At 69.5% G+C, this 14,458-nt stretch carries 12 protein-coding genes and 1 pseudogene; 10 read left to right on the forward strand and 3 right to left on the reverse strand.

Translation table 11 applies throughout. The annotated features are described in order from the left end of the window. The first annotated feature begins 9 nt into the window (after window positions 1-9). The 6 genes and pseudogenes from SH922_RS29295 to SH922_RS29320 all read left to right on the forward strand — a co-directional run bounded on the left by SH922_RS29295 (window position 10) and on the right by SH922_RS29320 (window position 5,116). Window positions 10-1,119, forward strand: coding sequence for a cell division initiation protein (locus SH922_RS29295; protein WP_393061088.1), 1,110 nt, complete (start codon window positions 10-12; stop codon window positions 1,117-1,119). A gap of 227 nt (window positions 1,120-1,346) precedes the next feature. Continuing rightward, window positions 1,347-1,955: a YceD family protein gene (locus SH922_RS29300; protein WP_393063724.1), complete on the forward strand. Its 609-nt coding sequence runs from the start codon at window positions 1,347-1,349 to the stop codon at window positions 1,953-1,955. A gap of 2 nt (window positions 1,956-1,957) precedes the next feature. Next, window positions 1,958-2,131 carry a 50S ribosomal protein L32 gene (gene rpmF, locus SH922_RS29305; RefSeq protein ID WP_003965982.1) on the forward strand — a complete coding sequence of 58 codons (174 nt, stop codon included), beginning with the start codon at window positions 1,958-1,960 and terminating at the stop codon, window positions 2,129-2,131. A 19-nt stretch (window positions 2,132-2,150) separates the two neighbouring features. Beyond that, the gene (gene rnc / locus SH922_RS29310; RefSeq protein ID WP_393061090.1) at window positions 2,151-2,972 is read left to right on the forward strand and encodes a ribonuclease III; all 822 of its coding nucleotides are present in this window, start codon (window positions 2,151-2,153) and stop codon (window positions 2,970-2,972) included. A gap of 84 nt (window positions 2,973-3,056) precedes the next feature. Beyond that, window positions 3,057-3,911, forward strand: a complete 855-nt coding sequence (mutM, locus tag SH922_RS29315; RefSeq protein WP_393061092.1) for a bifunctional DNA-formamidopyrimidine glycosylase/DNA-(apurinic or apyrimidinic site) lyase — start codon at window positions 3,057-3,059, stop codon at window positions 3,909-3,911. Between the two features lie 83 nt (window positions 3,912-3,994). Next, window positions 3,995-5,116: pseudogene (locus tag SH922_RS29320) on the forward strand (IS630 family transposase). A gap of 31 nt (window positions 5,117-5,147) precedes the next feature. On the opposite strand, the gene SH922_RS29325 reads toward SH922_RS29320, so the two are convergent. From SH922_RS29325 to SH922_RS29335, 3 genes are all read right to left on the reverse strand, one after another. Continuing rightward, complete coding sequence (locus tag SH922_RS29325; protein WP_393061094.1) at window positions 5,148-5,957, reverse strand: methyltransferase domain-containing protein; 810 nt, start codon at window positions 5,955-5,957, stop codon at window positions 5,148-5,150. Window positions 5,958-6,010: 53 nt separating this feature from the next. After that, on the reverse strand, window positions 6,011-6,451 hold the full coding sequence (locus SH922_RS29330) for a winged helix-turn-helix transcriptional regulator (RefSeq protein ID WP_393061096.1): 441 nt from the start codon (window positions 6,449-6,451) through the stop codon (window positions 6,011-6,013). Between the two features lie 128 nt (window positions 6,452-6,579). Beyond that, window positions 6,580-7,545, reverse strand: a complete 966-nt coding sequence (locus SH922_RS29335; RefSeq protein ID WP_393061098.1) for a CAP domain-containing protein — start codon at window positions 7,543-7,545, stop codon at window positions 6,580-6,582. Between the two features lie 144 nt (window positions 7,546-7,689). Between SH922_RS29335 and SH922_RS29340 the strand changes: the two genes are divergently transcribed. The 4 genes from SH922_RS29340 to SH922_RS29355 all read left to right on the forward strand — a co-directional run bounded on the left by SH922_RS29340 (window position 7,690) and on the right by SH922_RS29355 (window position 14,416). Then, window positions 7,690-7,971 carry an acylphosphatase gene (locus SH922_RS29340; RefSeq protein ID WP_393061100.1) on the forward strand — a complete coding sequence of 94 codons (282 nt, stop codon included), beginning with the start codon at window positions 7,690-7,692 and terminating at the stop codon, window positions 7,969-7,971. Between the two features lie 439 nt (window positions 7,972-8,410). Next, on the forward strand, window positions 8,411-8,623 hold the full coding sequence (locus SH922_RS29345; RefSeq protein ID WP_018551753.1) for a hypothetical protein: 213 nt from the start codon (window positions 8,411-8,413) through the stop codon (window positions 8,621-8,623). A 328-nt stretch (window positions 8,624-8,951) separates the two neighbouring features. Then, window positions 8,952-12,776: an AAA family ATPase gene (locus SH922_RS29350; RefSeq protein ID WP_393061102.1), complete on the forward strand. Its 3,825-nt coding sequence runs from the start codon at window positions 8,952-8,954 to the stop codon at window positions 12,774-12,776. A gap of 221 nt (window positions 12,777-12,997) precedes the next feature. Continuing rightward, window positions 12,998-14,416, forward strand: a complete 1,419-nt coding sequence (locus tag SH922_RS29355; protein WP_393061104.1) for a sugar porter family MFS transporter — start codon at window positions 12,998-13,000, stop codon at window positions 14,414-14,416. Window positions 14,417-14,458: the final 42 nt, after the last annotated feature.

The following is a 14,458-nucleotide window of genomic DNA, read 5'->3' on the forward strand; positions in this document are numbered from 1 at the left end:
GAGCACACGGTGGACGTGCAGAAGAAGCTCGACGAGATCGTCGAAGCGGTCGGGAACGCCCGGTCCATGCCCATGTCGGCGTCCTGCGTGGTCAACCGCGCCGAACTGCTCTCGATGCTCGAAGAGGTGCGCGAGGCCCTGCCCGGCTCGCTCGCACAGGCCGCGGAGGTCATCGGCGGCCACGAGCAGCTCGTCGAGCAGGCCCGCCAGGAGGCGGGGCGGATCATCGAGACCGCCCACGCCGAGCGCGGCTCCCTCATCTCCGACACGGAGATCGTCCGGCGGTCCCAGGCCGAGGCGGACCGGATCCTAGGCGAGGCCCGCAAGGACGCCGAGGAGATCCGCGCCGAGGCCGACGAGTACGTCGACAGCAAGCTCGCCAACTTCGAGGTCGTCCTCACCAAGACGATCGGTTCCGTCGACCGGGGCCGCGAGAAGCTCCTCGGCCGCGGCCAGGGGTTCGACGAGCAGGGCTACGAGGACCCGGACTTCGCCGAGGCCCCCGAGCGCAGCGCCGACCCGGCCACGCTCCAGCGCCGGGCGGACGAGTACGTGGACACCAAGCTCGGCGCCTTCGAGGCGGTGCTCGCCAAGACGCTGGAGGCGGTCGGCCGCGGCCGGCAGAAGCTGCACGGCCGGGTCGCCACCGACGACCTCGGCGTGCACATGGCCGCTCAGGACGCCGCGGGCACCCAGGGGCACACCAGCGACGAGGACCACTGGGCGGGTCTGGCCGAGATCGCCACCCCGGAACCGCTCCAGGTCCCCCAGCAGTACCCGGCGCAGCCGGAGCCGCAGTACGCGCAGACGTATGCGTACCAGGAGCCGCAGGACGCGTACCAGAGCCAGTCGCAGCAGCCCGACCCGTACGCCGGCTACCAGCAGCAGCCCGACCCCTACGCGGGCTACCAGCAGCAGGGCTACGACCCGAACCAGGTGCCGGCGCAGGGCTACGACCCGAACCAGGTCCCGGCGCAGGGCTACGACGCCTGGCAGCAGCCGGTGCAGGCCCAGCAGCCCCTCCAGCAGCACGGTGAGGGCGCCCTGGACGAGACCAGCCTGTTCGACACCAGCATGATCGACCTGGAACAGCTCCGCCGGTACGAACAGGAGCGCTGACCGCCCCCTGGAAGCCGGTCCGGTTCCGCCCCGGGGGTCGGATCAGGGCCGGATTGGGAGCTGGGCGGTGTGTCCAGTATCCTGGCTCTTCGGTCGCGCGTATGTCCGCGATCCCGGCTGCCCGCTTCGACTCCGAACCGGTCGGCCCACCCCCACCAAGCGTGATGCGCACGATTTCGAAAGCAGGAAAAGCCCTGAACGGCCACCTCGACCACCGAAACCCTCTCGTGTTCGATACGCACGAGCTGGGCCGGCGTCCGGGTGCCCTCAAGCGGCTGACCCGCTCGGCGGACGCCCCCAAGGACCTCGGTATCGACGGGGTCATCGGTGTGCCTGAGGGCGCACCGGTGCAGTTGGACATCCGCCTCGAATCGGTCATGGAAGGTGTGCTTGTCACAGGCACCGCCCGTGCATCCGCCGAGGGGGAGTGCGTAAGGTGTCTGGAGCCGCTGAGCCTTGAGGTCAAGGCGGACTTCCAGGAAATGTTCTCGTACCCTGACGCCGATGACCGGAACCGCAGCAAGACCGCGGACCCGGTCGACGACGCCGAGGACGACGAGGACAGGTACTTCCTCGAGGACGGCCTGTTCGACCTCGAGTCGGTGCTGCGTGATGCGGTAGTGCTCGCACTGCCGATGCAGCCGGTGTGCAAGGAGACCTGTGCCGGTCTGTGTTCCGAATGCGGAATCAGGCTGGACGAGAATCCGGACCATCATCACGATGCCGTCGACATTCGTTGGGCGGCACTGCAAGGACTCGCCGAGACCGTTCAGGACGGCGAGAAGGACAACATGGGCGGCGCCGAACCTGGCGTCGACGAGAAGCAGGAGAAGTAGCCGTGGCTGTTCCGAAGCGGAAGATGTCGCGCAGCAACACGCGCCACCGCCGGTCGCAGTGGAAGGCTGCGGTCCCCACCCTGGTTTCGTGTGAGCGTTGCCAGGAGCCGAAGCTGCAGCACATCGCGTGCCCCAGCTGCGGCACGTACAACAAGCGCCAGGTCCTCGAGGTCTGAGCGGCTGGTGAGAGGCCCGATGTCTGAGTTGTCCCACGCCAAGAAGCAGGCAGACAACGTCAACACAGCCTCGTCCCACACGCTTCTGGAAGGGCGGCTCGGGTACCACCTCGAGTCCGCCCTTCTGGTGCGTGCGCTGACCCATCGTTCGTACGCGTACGAGAACGGCGGTCTGCCCACCAACGAGCGGCTCGAATTCCTCGGGGATTCGGTGCTCGGCCTGGTGGTCACGGACACGCTGTACCGCACTCACCCCGACCTGCCTGAAGGCCAGCTGGCCAAATTGCGGGCCGCGGTGGTCAACTCGCGTGCGCTTGCGGAAGTGGGCCGCGGCCTCGAACTCGGCTCCTTCATCCGGCTCGGCCGTGGTGAAGAGGGCACGGGTGGCCGGGACAAGGCGTCCATCCTCGCCGACACCCTTGAAGCGGTGATCGGTGCGGTCTATCTCGATCAGGGCCTCGACGTGGCCTCGGAGCTGGTCCACCGGCTCTTCGACCCGTTGATCGACAGGTCCTCGAACCTCGGTGCCGGCCTGGACTGGAAGACCAGTCTCCAGGAGCTCACCGCGAGCGAGAGCCTCGGAGTCCCCGAGTACCTCGTCTCGGAGACCGGTCCGGACCACGAGAAGACCTTTACTGCTGCTGCTCGCGTCGGTGGTGTCTCGTACGGCACCGGCACCGGCCGTAGCAAGAAGGAAGCGGAGCAGCAGGCGGCCGAGTCCGCCTGGCGCGAGATCAGCGCCGCTGCGGAAGCACGGGAGGCTGCGGAGAAGTCCGCTGCCGACGGAGGGGCCGCCGACACCCCTGCCGACCCGGCGTCCACGGACGTTGCTCCTGCCTGACCCCGAGATCCCCTCGGTGCCCTGCGCACCGGGGGGATCTCTCTGTCCGCCACAAGATCCAGCCCCACATCCAGGAGCGACACCGTGCCCGAGCTGCCCGAGGTCGAAGTCGTCCGGCGCGGTCTCGAGCGCTGGGTCGCCGGGCGCACGGTCGGCGAGGTCGAGGTCCTGCACCCGCGTGCCGTCCGTCGGCACCTTGCGGGCGGTGCTGACTTCGCGGCCCGGCTCGCCGGTGTCCGCCTGGGCACGGCGATGCGCCGCGGCAAGTATCTGTGGGTGCCGCTCGACGACGCGGCCACCTCGCTCCTCGGCCACCTGGGCATGAGCGGTCAGCTGCTCGTACAGCCCGAGGGCGCACCGGACGAGAAGCATCTGCGGATCAGGCTCCGCTTCGACGACGCCGTCGGTACCGAGCTGCGCTTCGTCGACCAGCGAACCTTCGGCGGGCTCTCCCTCCACGAGAACACCGCCGAGGGACTGCCCGACATCATTGCCCACATCGCCCGCGATCCACTGGACCCGGCCTTCGACGACGACGCCTTCCACACCGCGCTGCGGCTCCGCCGTACGACCGTCAAGCGCGCCCTGCTCGACCAGTCGCTGATCAGCGGTGTCGGCAACATCTACGCGGACGAGGCGCTCTGGCGGGCCAAGCTGCACTACGACCGGCCGACCGCGACCCTGACCCGCCCCAAGTCGGCCGAGCTGCTCGGCCACGTCCGCGACGTGATGAACGCTGCGCTGGCACAGGGCGGCACGAGCTTCGACAGCCTCTACGTGAACGTGAACGGCGAGTCGGGCTACTTCGACCGCTCGCTCGATGCCTACGGGCGCGAGGACGAGCCCTGCCACCGCTGTGGTACGCCGATGCGGCGCCGCGCCTGGATGAACCGGTCGAGCTACTTCTGCCCCCGCTGCCAGCGGCCGCCGCGCGTCTAGTGCTGTGACCGCATAGGTTCGCCGGGGTGGCCGTGGTGGCGGTTGGATGTGCGGTGACGTCCGATCCGACCGCTGGAGGCGCGGTGGCCGAGCCTGTCCGTGTGCGCAGACTGACCGACCAGGAGGGGCAGAAGCTGCAGCAGATCGTGCGCCGGGGCAGCACCAGCTCGGTGCGCTATCGGCGGGCGATGATGCTGCTGGCGTCGGCCGGCGGGAACCGGGTGCCGGTGATCGCCCAGCTGGTGCAGGCCGACGAGGACACCGTGCGTGATGTGATCCACCGGTTCAACGAGATCGGCCTGGCCTGTCTGGACCCTCGGTGGGCGGGAGGCCGTCCCCGCCTGCTCAGCCTTGACGATGAGGATTTCGTCATCCGGACGGTCACTACTCGCCCCACCAAGCTCGGCCAGCCTTTCACCTGCTGGTCGCTGCGCAAGCTGGTCGCTTACCTGCGGAAAGTCCACGGCCGGGTCATCCGGATCGGCCGCGAGGCATTACGGTGCCTGCTCGCCCGCCGCGGTGTTACCTTCCAGCGCACCAAGACGTGGAAGGAATCCCCCGACCCCGAGCGGGAGGCGAAGCTGGACCGGATCGAGGAGGTCCTGGACCGCCTCCCGGACCGGGTCTTCGCCTTCGACGAGTTCGGCCCGCTCGGGATCCGTCCCACCGCGGGCTCGGGCTGGTCCGCCCAAAAGCACCCCGACCGGCTGCCCGCCACGTATCACCGCACCCACGGCGTGCGCTACTTCCATGGCTGCTACTCGGTCGGCGACGACTGCCTGTGGGACGTCAACCGCCGCAAGAAGGGTGCCGCCAACACGCTGGCCGCGCTGAAATCGATCCGTGCCGCCCGGCCCGACGGCGCCCCGATCTAAGTGATCCTGGACAACCTGTCCGCCCACAAAGGCGCCGTCATCCGCCGCTGGGCCGACAAGAACAAGGTCGAGTTGTGCTTCACGCCGACCCACGCCTCGTGGGCGAACCCGATCGAGGCCCACTTCGGACCGCTTCGGCAGTTCACCATCGCCAATTCCAACCACCCCAACCACACCGTGCAGACCCGGGCACCGCACTCCTACCTGCGCTGGCGCAACGCCAACGCCCGCCACCGCGACGTCCTGGCCGCCGAACGCAAAGAACGCGCCCGCATCCGCAGTGAAAAGGGCATCCGCTGGGGCGGACGCCCCCTCGCCACCGCGGCCTGAAGCGCGGCATGCCGCCCTCACCCGCTGCCTATCAGTCTGACAAGGGCAGCGTGCCCGCAGTGAGGAAGAACGTGACGGCGTAGGTAAAGCGACCTGCGCGCACGGCATCGTCGAACTGGCCCACGAACCGGTCCGCGTCCACGGGGTCGAGGTAGCCCCGGTCTGCGGCTGTGTGCGCCCAGGTGCGCAGGCCCATGACATTGTCGGCCGCCGACGGGTCGCGCACGACCAGCGTTCGGGCTTCCACCGTGATGTCGTGGATGCCGCGGGCCGCGAGCAATCCGGCGTGCCGGTGGGCCAGCGAGCCGTTGCGCAGGCCCACATCGGCCCTGAAGCGCAGCACCCGGCGGGCGAGCTCCTGGTCGTCGATGTCGAGTACCTGAGTGTCGTAGTCCGGGTCTGCCAAGGCAACCCGGCCGCCGGGGCGGACCACCCGCAGCAACTCGTCCAGCACCCGGGCCGGTTCGACGACGTGCTGCAGGACCCGGTCCGCCCAGGCCCCGTCGAACTGACCCGCTGCGAACGGCAGCCGGTGCCCGTCCGCGACAGCGGCGCGTGGTAGCCCTCTGTCCCGTGCCTGCGCGATCATCGTCAAGGAGCTGTCGACCGCGACGACCTCGGCCCCACAGCGCGAGCGCAGGGCCACGGCGGCGTCCCCGGTACCCGCTCCGACCTCAAGGAACAGCCCGCCGGGCTCGGCATGCAGGAACTCTTGCAACCGCTGCTTGTAAGCGGCGTAGAACGGCTCCGCACTCAGCCGGTCCAAGACCTGAACCCACTCAGCGGGCCGGGGCTGCGTGTCCACCGACGTGAAACCGTGAGCAACACCGTGATCGTTCATGGGAGCACGTTAGACGTGCCGACCAAGCCGGCGAACCTATGCGGTCAATACACCTAGCGGACCTCGTGGGCCTCGTCGTACCGCCCGCGCGCCACCAGGACCTCGGACATCCGGCCCTCGACCAGCTGGATGAGGCCGAGCAGCTGTTCGGCGACCTGACGACCCAGGGGTGTGAGCTCGTAGTCGACGCGGGGCGGATTGGTCGGCTGGGCCTCGCGGTGCACCAGCCCGTCGCGCTCCAGCGCATGCAGTGTCTGGGAAAGCATCTTCTCGCTCACCCCGTCGACCCGGCGGCGCAGCGCGTTGAACCGGAGGCTGCCCTCGGACAGCGCGCCGAGCGTCAGACTGCCCCAGCGGCCGGTGACGTGCTCCAGGGTGCTGCGCGAGGGGCACTGCTTGGAGAACACGTCGAAGGGGAGAGTGCCGTCCGGTTCGAAGGAGAGTGTGCCGCGCGGGCAGCCCTCGTCCGGTGCGCTGTCGCCGATCCCGTCCATGAAACCAGCGTACGCCCGCACAGCGCTGTCCACGAGGTTGCGCATCCCGTGGGTGAGCGAGTGGGGCGTACGAGGTCGGAGTGGGTGATGGTGCGGGGCGGGCGGGGCTCAGTGGTGCTCCGGCAGCCTCAGAAGCCGAAGTCCTGCGTCCACCAGGGACCGCCGGAACCGAAGTGGACACCGACGCCGAGCGTCTTGTAGTCGCAATTGAGAATGTTTGCGCGGTGGCCGTCGCTGTTCATCCAGGCCTCCATCACGGCCTCGGCGTCGGCCTGGCCGCGGGCTATGTTCTCACCGCCGAGACCCGAGACGCCGGCCGCGGCGGCACGGTCCCACGGGGACTGCCCGTCGGGGTCGGTGTGGTCGAAGAAACCGCGGGAGGCCATGTCGTCGCTGAAGTTCTGGGCGAGCGAGGCCAGCGAGGAACTCGCGGTCACCGCACTGCAGCCGACCTTGGCGCGCTCCTGGTTGACCAGGGCGAGCACGGCAGCCTGGGCCGAGGTGTCGGCGGCCGGCGCGGTGGTCTTGCGGGCGGCCGGTGCGGAGGCGGAGGTCCTGGGTGCGGCCGGGCTCGGCGCGGCGGCCGGTGCCGAGCTCTTCGTGGTTCCGGCGGCGGGGGCCTTCGAGGCGGTGGAGCGGTTCGCCTGCGCCTTCGCGGTCGCCTCCTTCGCCTCCTTCGTCCTCGTCGGTTCGGACGTCTTCGAAGGGGACGCGGACGGCGTGCCGGCCTCGGGGGAGCCCGACTTCGTGGGGGCCTTGGCACGTTCGGTACCGCGGCTGGCGGCGGCCGACGCGGATCCGCGATCGGCCGGCGCGGTCGTGGAGCCGCCCTGCGTCAGGAGGTCGGGGGCCGCGTCGGAGCGCACCTGGTCGGCGGCCGTGCCGCCCCCCACGTTGTAGCTGTCGCCACCGGGCAGCAGGCCGGAGGCCACCGCCACGGCCCCGACGGCGAGGGCCGCGGAGACGCCGAGCAGTCCCGTGCGTACCGGTATGCCGGACCGCTTCCTGCGGCGCGTGCTCCGGTTCTGGCCTGCGGTTCCCTCCGCGTGCTGCTCAGCGGCGGGAGCTGCGGCGGAGCGTCGATGGCGTCCCATCTGCTGTGCCCTTCTGACGATCTGGACGCCGTTGTCGGCGCACCTTGGCTCACCCGATCGAGTGAAGCTATTGCGAGGGGACTGTACGCCATGGCGATTCGGCGAGAAGTGCTCCGAGAGCAATTGGCCGGTTAGCGTTCGGGCATGAACGAAGATGTGCGACTCACCGCTTGGGTACGCGGCCGAGTACAGCAAGTAGGGTTCCGCTGGTTCACCAGGGCAAACGCTTTGGAGATCGGCGGCCTCACCGGATTCGCCCTCAATCTCGACGACGGACGAGTGCAGGTTGTGGCCGAGGGGGCGCGTGAGAATTGCCACCGTCTGCTGGATTGGCTGCGCTCGGACGACACACCCGGCCGCGTTGACGGAGTCACTGAGATCTGGGACACGCCGCGGGGCGGATACGAGGGATTCGCCATCCGCTGATCCGGTCCTCCAACGGGGGAAGGGTGGGGTCTGTGTTCGGGCCGTGTTCGAGGCGCCGCGGGGGGTGATGACGAAGGGCGCGGTCATGCGTACACATGAAATGACCTGCGGAATGACCCGGTGGTTGCCAAGATTCGGTTGCCGTGCCAGGCTGCGGCAGTAACGATGATCTCCATGCCCCTGAGGGTCCCGTCGGAGAGTCGCGCCGCATGATCGTCAAGCCGCGCGCCCCCGGGACGCCCGCCTCTACAGGGTGTGATCGTGTTGACCGTCAAACTTTTTGGTGAGACGCTGAAATCCCCGCGCACCTTAGCTGTTCGGTAGAGCTGTTTGGCAGCAGAACAGCAGTGAACACAGAGCACTGCCGAGCACCGCGGGTGCGATTCCCTCACGACCCACACCGCATCGGTCGGTCACTCAGTGTGGAGGACCATCCATCATGGCAAAGGCGCTTCTCGGTTACGTCGGCGGTTCCGATCCGCGACTCCTCGCCGAGATGCGACGGCTTCAGCAGCGCGTCCAGGATCTTGAGTCCGAGCTTGTACGGATTCAGGACGAGAACGACGCGCTCAATGCCGCCGCCCAGCACCAAGAGTCGCTGCTCGACAGCATCGACATCGACGTACCTCAGGCAGAGCCGGCGCTGACCTGACCAATGGCCCTCAGGGGCCGGTCGGGCTGCATGCGTCAGCCGCACGGGATCATCGCCGGATCGTCACCGGATCATTGAAGATCAATCGCTCTTGATCTGCTTCTTCATATGCCTCGTCATTGATCCGGGCACGTACGCCTTCATGGAGACGGCGGATCCGTCGACGCAGCATTGCACAAGATTTGCAGGGGACGCTTCGGCGTCCCTTCTTTCTTTTCCCCTCCGGCCTGCGCCCGTCCTGCCCCGGACGTACACCCCTTGCCTTACCGTCTGATGTGCCCTGCACCTTCATCAGCGAAACCGAGAGCGAAAGGTAGAGTCCGGCGGCGTGCACCTCAAGGCCCTGACCCTGCGTGGTTTCAAATCGTTCGCCTCCGCCACCACCCTGCGGTTCGAACCCGGGATCACCTGCGTGGTCGGTCCCAATGGTTCGGGCAAGTCCAATGTGGTGGACGCGCTCTCCTGGGTCATGGGGGAGCAGGGTGCGAAATCCCTGCGCGGCGGCAAGATGGAGGACGTGATCTTCGCCGGCACCACCGGGCGGCCGCCGCTCGGCCGGGCGGAAGTGTCTCTGACGATCGACAATTCCGACGGCGCACTGCCCATCGAGTACGCCGAAGTGACGATCACTCGGATCATGTTCCGCAACGGTGGCAGCGAATACCAGATCAATGGCGACACCTGCCGGCTGCTGGACATCCAGGAACTCCTCTCGGACTCCGGTATCGGCCGGGAGATGCATGTCATCGTCGGCCAGGGCCAGCTGGACTCCGTGCTCCACGCGGACCCGATGGGGCGCCGGGCGTTCATCGAGGAGGCCGCGGGCGTCCTCAAGCACCGCAAGCGCAAGGAGAAGGCGCTGCGGAAACTGGACGCGATGGGGGCGAACCTGGCCCGTGTGCAGGACCTCACCGACGAACTGCGGCGGCAGTTGAAACCGCTCGGCCGGCAGGCGGCGGTGGCCCGCCGGGCGGCCGTCATCCAGGCCGATCTGCGCGATGCCCGGCTGCGCCTCCTCGCCGATGACCTGGTGCGGTTGCACACCGCGCTGCGCAGCGAGATCGCCGACGAGGCGGCGCTGAAGCAGCGCCGCGAGGCGGCCGAGGCAGAACTGAAGGCGGCCCTCGCACGCGAGGCCGAACTGGAGGGCGAGGTACGCAGGCTGACGCCGCGGCTCCAGCGTGCCCAGCAGACCTGGTACGAACTGTCGCAGCTGGCCGAACGGGTACGCGGCACCGTCTCACTCGCCGACGCCCGGGTGAAGAGCGCCACCGCGCCGCCCGAGGAGGAGCGGCGGGGGCGCGATCCCGAGGACATGGAGCGCGAGGCGGCCCGGATCCGCGAGCAGGAGGCGGAACTGACCGCCGCGCTGGAGGCGGCGGAGCACGCACTGGAGGACACCGCGTCCCACCGGGCCGAACTGGAACGGGAACTGGCGGCCGAGGAACGCAGGCTCAAGGACGCGGCCCGCGCCCTGGCGGACCGCCGCGAAGGGCTCGCCCGGCTGAACGGCCAGGTCAACGCGGCCCGCAGCCGGGCCGGTTCGGCGCAGTCGGAGATCGACCGGCTGGCCGCCTCGCGCGACGAGGCGCAGGAGCGGGCCGTCGCCGCCCAGGAGGAGTACGAACAGCTGAAGGCCGAAGTCGACGGCCTGGACGCCGGGGACACGGAACTCGGCGAGCGGCACGAGGCCGCCCGGCGCGAACTGAAGGAGGCGGAGGGGGCGCTCTCCGCGGCCCGGGAGGACCTCACCACCGCCGAACGCAAGCGCGCGGCGGTCGCGGCCCGCCATGACGCGCTGGCCCTCGGGCTGCGCCGTAAGGACGGCACCGGCGTGCTTCTCGGAGCCCGGGACCGGTTGGCGGGTCTGCTCGGACCGGCGGCGGAACTGCTCACGGTGGCCCCGGGGCATGAGATCGCGGTGGCGGCGGCGCTGGGCGCGGCGGCGGACGCGGTGGCCGTGACGGACCCGGCCACGGCGGCGGAGGCGATCCGGCTGCTGCGCAAGCAGGACGCGGGGCGCGCGTCCCTCCTGCTCGGCGGCAGCGGCGGCGACGCAAGCGGAGGCGGCGACGGCGGCAGAGGCGGCGCGAGTACGGGCGGCGCCGTACCCGGCGGATCCGATGCCGTGGGGCACGTACCCGGTCAGGGGTCGGAGGCCCACCCCGAGCCGTGCGCCGGTGTCGCGCATGTCCCGGGTCAGGGTGCGGAGCCCGCCCCACGGGCACCGGAGGCCACGTCCTTCACCCACCGTGGACCGGCCGAAGCCCGACCCGAGGCAGCCGAAGCCCGACTCGAGGCTGCCGGACACCTGACTGCCCTGGTCCTCGCCGGCGGCCGGGGCACCCCCGCCGTCGCCGATCTCGTCAGCGGTCCCGTCGAACTGATGGCCGCGGTCCGCAGGCTGGTACGGGACATGGTGGTCGTCGGGACACTGGAGGACGCCGAGGACCTGGTCGCAGCCCACCCGGAGCTGACGGCGGTGACCGGCGAGGGGGACGTCCTGTCGGCGCACTTCGCGCACGGCGGCTCGGCGGGTGCGCCCAGCCTCCTGGAGGTCCAGGCGTCCGTGGACGAGGCGGCGGCCGAGATGGCCGAACTCGCGGTGCGGTGCACGGAGCTGGCCGAGACGCAGCGGCGCGCGGCGGAACGGCGCGGCAGTTGCGCGGCGCTCGTCGAGGAGCTGGGGGAGCGCCGCCGGGCCGCCGAGCGGGAGAAGTCCGGGGTGGCCCAGCAGCTCGGCCGGCTGGCCGGCCAGGCGCGCGGCGCCGCGGGCGAGGCCGAGCGGATGGCCGCGTCCGCCGCCCGCGCCCAGGAGGCGCTGGAGCGGGCGACCGAGGAGGCCGAGGAGCTGGCCGAACGGCTGCTGGTGGCCGAGGAGGCGGCGGAGGACGGCGCGGACGAGGAGCCGGACACCGCCGTGCGCGACCGGCTGGCCGCCGACGGCGCCAACGCCCGCCAGACCGAGATGGAGGCCCGGCTCCAGGTCCGTACCCACGAGGAACGGGTCAAGGCTCTCGCAGGCCGCGCCGACTCCCTCGACCGGGGCGCCCGCGCCGAACGCGAGGCCCGCGCCCGCGTCGAGCAGCGCCGCGCCCGGCTGCGTCACGAGGCCGCCGTGGCCTCGGCCGTCGCGTCCGGCGCCCGTCAGCTGCTCGCCCATGTCGAGGTGTCGGTCGTGCGGGCGGAAGAGGAGCGGGCCGCCGCCGAGGCGTCGAAGGCCGAGCGGGAGCGGGAGCTGGCGGCCGAACGGCACCGGGGCCGCGAGCTCAAGGGCGAGCTCGACAAGCTGACGGACTCGGTCCACCGGGGAGAGGTGCTCGGCGCCGAGAAGCGGCTGCGGATAGAGCAGCTGGAGGCGAAGGCCCTGGAGGAGCTGGGCGTGGAGCCGGCCGGACTGGCGGCGGAGTACGGACCCGACCAGCTCGTCCCACCGTCGCCGGCGGCCGAGGGGGAGGAGCTGCCGGAGGATCCGGAGCACCCGCGCAACCAGCCGAAGCCGTTCGTCCGGGCCGAGCAGGAGAAGCGGCTGAAGTCGGCCGAACGGGCGTATCAGCAACTCGGGAAGGTGAATCCGCTCGCCCTTGAGGAGTTCTCGGCGCTGGAGGAGCGGCACAAGTTCCTCTCCGAGCAGCTGGAGGACCTGAAGAAGACCCGGGCCGATCTGATGCAGGTCATCAAGGAGGTCGACGAGCGGGTCGAGCAGGTCTTCACCGAGGCGTACCGGGACACGGCCCGCGAGTTCGAGGGCGTCTTCTCGCGCCTCTTCCCGGGCGGTGAGGGGCGGCTCATCCTGACCGATCCGGACAACATGCTGGCGACCGGTGTGGACGTCGAGGCCAGGCCGCCGGGCAAGAAGGTCAAGCGGCTCTCCCTGCTGTCGGGCGGCGAAAGGTCGCTCACGGCAGTGGCGTTGCTGGTCTCGATCTTCAAGGCCAGGCCCAGCCCGTTCTATGTGATGGACGAGGTCGAGGCGGCGCTCGACGACACCAATCTGCAGCGGTTGATCCGGATCATGGAGGAGCTCCAGGAGAGCTCCCAGCTCATCGTGATCACGCACCAGAAGCGGACGATGGAGGTCGCCGACGCGCTGTACGGCGTCTCGATGCAGGGCGACGGCGTCTCCAAGGTGATCAGCCAGCGGCTGCGCTGAGCCTTTACTCAATCTTCAAGGCTTCAACGTACCGATTTGCGCCTTCATGGGTGGATCTCGGGTGAAACCTTGCCTGCACCCCGGTGTTGACTTCAAAACTTGAACGCATAGTCTCTGCAACGTCGTTTTTACCTTCAAGTGGTGCCAGGGTTGAAGTTGTGCCCCACTAGAAGAGCTCACCCCCCACCGCCTGACGTTGCGGCCAGGCCCCAGGAGTTCATGTGACCAGCACATCGCAGGGACCGGAGTCCGGAGCCCGGGCGGCTCATCCGGACCACATCGGCCATGTCATCTTCATCACCGCAGCGGCCGCTATGGGTGGCTTCCTCTTCGGCTACGACAGCTCCGTGATCAACGGCGCGGTCGAAGCGATCCGCAGCCGGTACGACATCGGCTCCGGCACGCTCGCCCAGGTGATCGCCATCGCGCTGATCGGCTGTGCGATCGGTGCCGCCACGGCCGGCCGGATCGCCGACCGCATCGGCCGCATCCGCTGCATGCAGATCGCCTCGGTGCTCTTCACCATCAGCGCCGTGGGTTCCGCGCTTCCCTTCGCGCTGTGGGACCTGGCGATGTGGCGCATCATCGGCGGCTTCGCCATCGGCATGGCGTCGGTGATCGGTCCGGCGTACATCGCCGAGGTCTCACCGCCCGCCTACCGCGGCCGGCTCGGCTCCTTCCAACAGGCGGCGATCGTCATCGGCATCGCCATCTCCCAGCTGGTCAACTACGGCATCCTGCAGATCGCCGACGGTGACCAGCGCGGCAAGATCGGCGGGCTGGAAGCCTGGCAGTGGATGCTCGGCGTGATGGTCGTGCCCGCGATCCTCTACGGACTGCTCTCGTTCGCGATTCCCGAGTCGCCGCGCTTCCTGATCTCCGTCGGCAAGAAGGACCGGGCCCGGCAGATCCTCGAAGAAGTCGAAGGCAAGAACATCGACCTCGACGCCCGGGTCACCGAGATCGAGACCGCGATGCACCGCGAGCACAAGTCGAGCTTCAAGGACCTGCTCGGCAGCCGCTTCGGCTTCCTGCCCATCGTCTGGGTCGGTATCGGCCTGTCGGTGTTCCAGCAGCTCGTCGGCATCAACGTGGCGTTCTACTACTCGGCGACGCTGTGGCAATCGGTCGGCATCGACCCGACCGACTCGTTCTTCTACTCGTTCACGACCTCGATCATCAACATCATCGGTACGGTGATCGCGATGGTCCTGGTCGACCGGGTGGGCCGCCGCCCGCTGGCCCTCGTCGGCTCCTGCGGCATGGCCGTCGCCCTCGCCTTCGAGGCCTGGGCCTTCTCCGCCGACCTGGTCGACGGCAAACTCCCCACGACCCAGGGCGTGGTCGCGCTCGTCGCCGCCCATGTCTTCGTGCTCTTCTTCGCCCTCTCGTGGGGCGTCGTGGTCTGGGTCTTCCTCGGCGAGATGTTCCCGAACCGGATCCGCGCCGCCGCGCTCGGCGTCGCCGCCTCCGCGCAGTGGATCGCCAACTGGGCGATCACCGCGAGCTTCCCGAGCCTCGCCGACTGGAACCTGTCCGGCACGTACATCATCTACGCCTGCTTCGCCACGCTCTCGATCCCCTTCGTCATCAAGTTCGTCAAGGAGACCAAGGGCAAGGCGCTGGAGGAGATGGGCTAATCCCCCGCTGCCCCTCTCCTCGAAAACCGTACGGCCCCGGCT

The organism is Streptomyces sp. LN549 (assembly GCF_043203805.1).
Lineage (GTDB): Bacteria > Actinomycetota > Actinomycetes > Streptomycetales > Streptomycetaceae > Streptomyces.

Excerpts from the sequence above, each read along its gene's own strand:
- rnc (WP_393061090.1), top strand. The coding sequence starts at position 2,151 with ATGTCTGAGTTGTCCCACGCCAAGAAGCAGGCAGACAACGTCAACACA.
- SH922_RS29325 (WP_393061094.1), bottom strand. The coding sequence starts at position 5,957 with ATGAACGATCACGGTGTTGCTCACGGTTTCACGTCGGTGGACACGCAG.
- SH922_RS29330 (WP_393061096.1), bottom strand. The coding sequence starts at position 6,451 with ATGGACGGGATCGGCGACAGCGCACCGGACGAGGGCTGCCCGCGCGGC.
- SH922_RS29335 (WP_393061098.1), bottom strand. The coding sequence starts at position 7,545 with ATGGGACGCCATCGACGCTCCGCCGCAGCTCCCGCCGCTGAGCAGCAC.
- SH922_RS29340 (WP_393061100.1), top strand. The coding sequence starts at position 7,690 with ATGAACGAAGATGTGCGACTCACCGCTTGGGTACGCGGCCGAGTACAG.
- SH922_RS29345 (WP_018551753.1), top strand. The coding sequence starts at position 8,411 with ATGGCAAAGGCGCTTCTCGGTTACGTCGGCGGTTCCGATCCGCGACTC.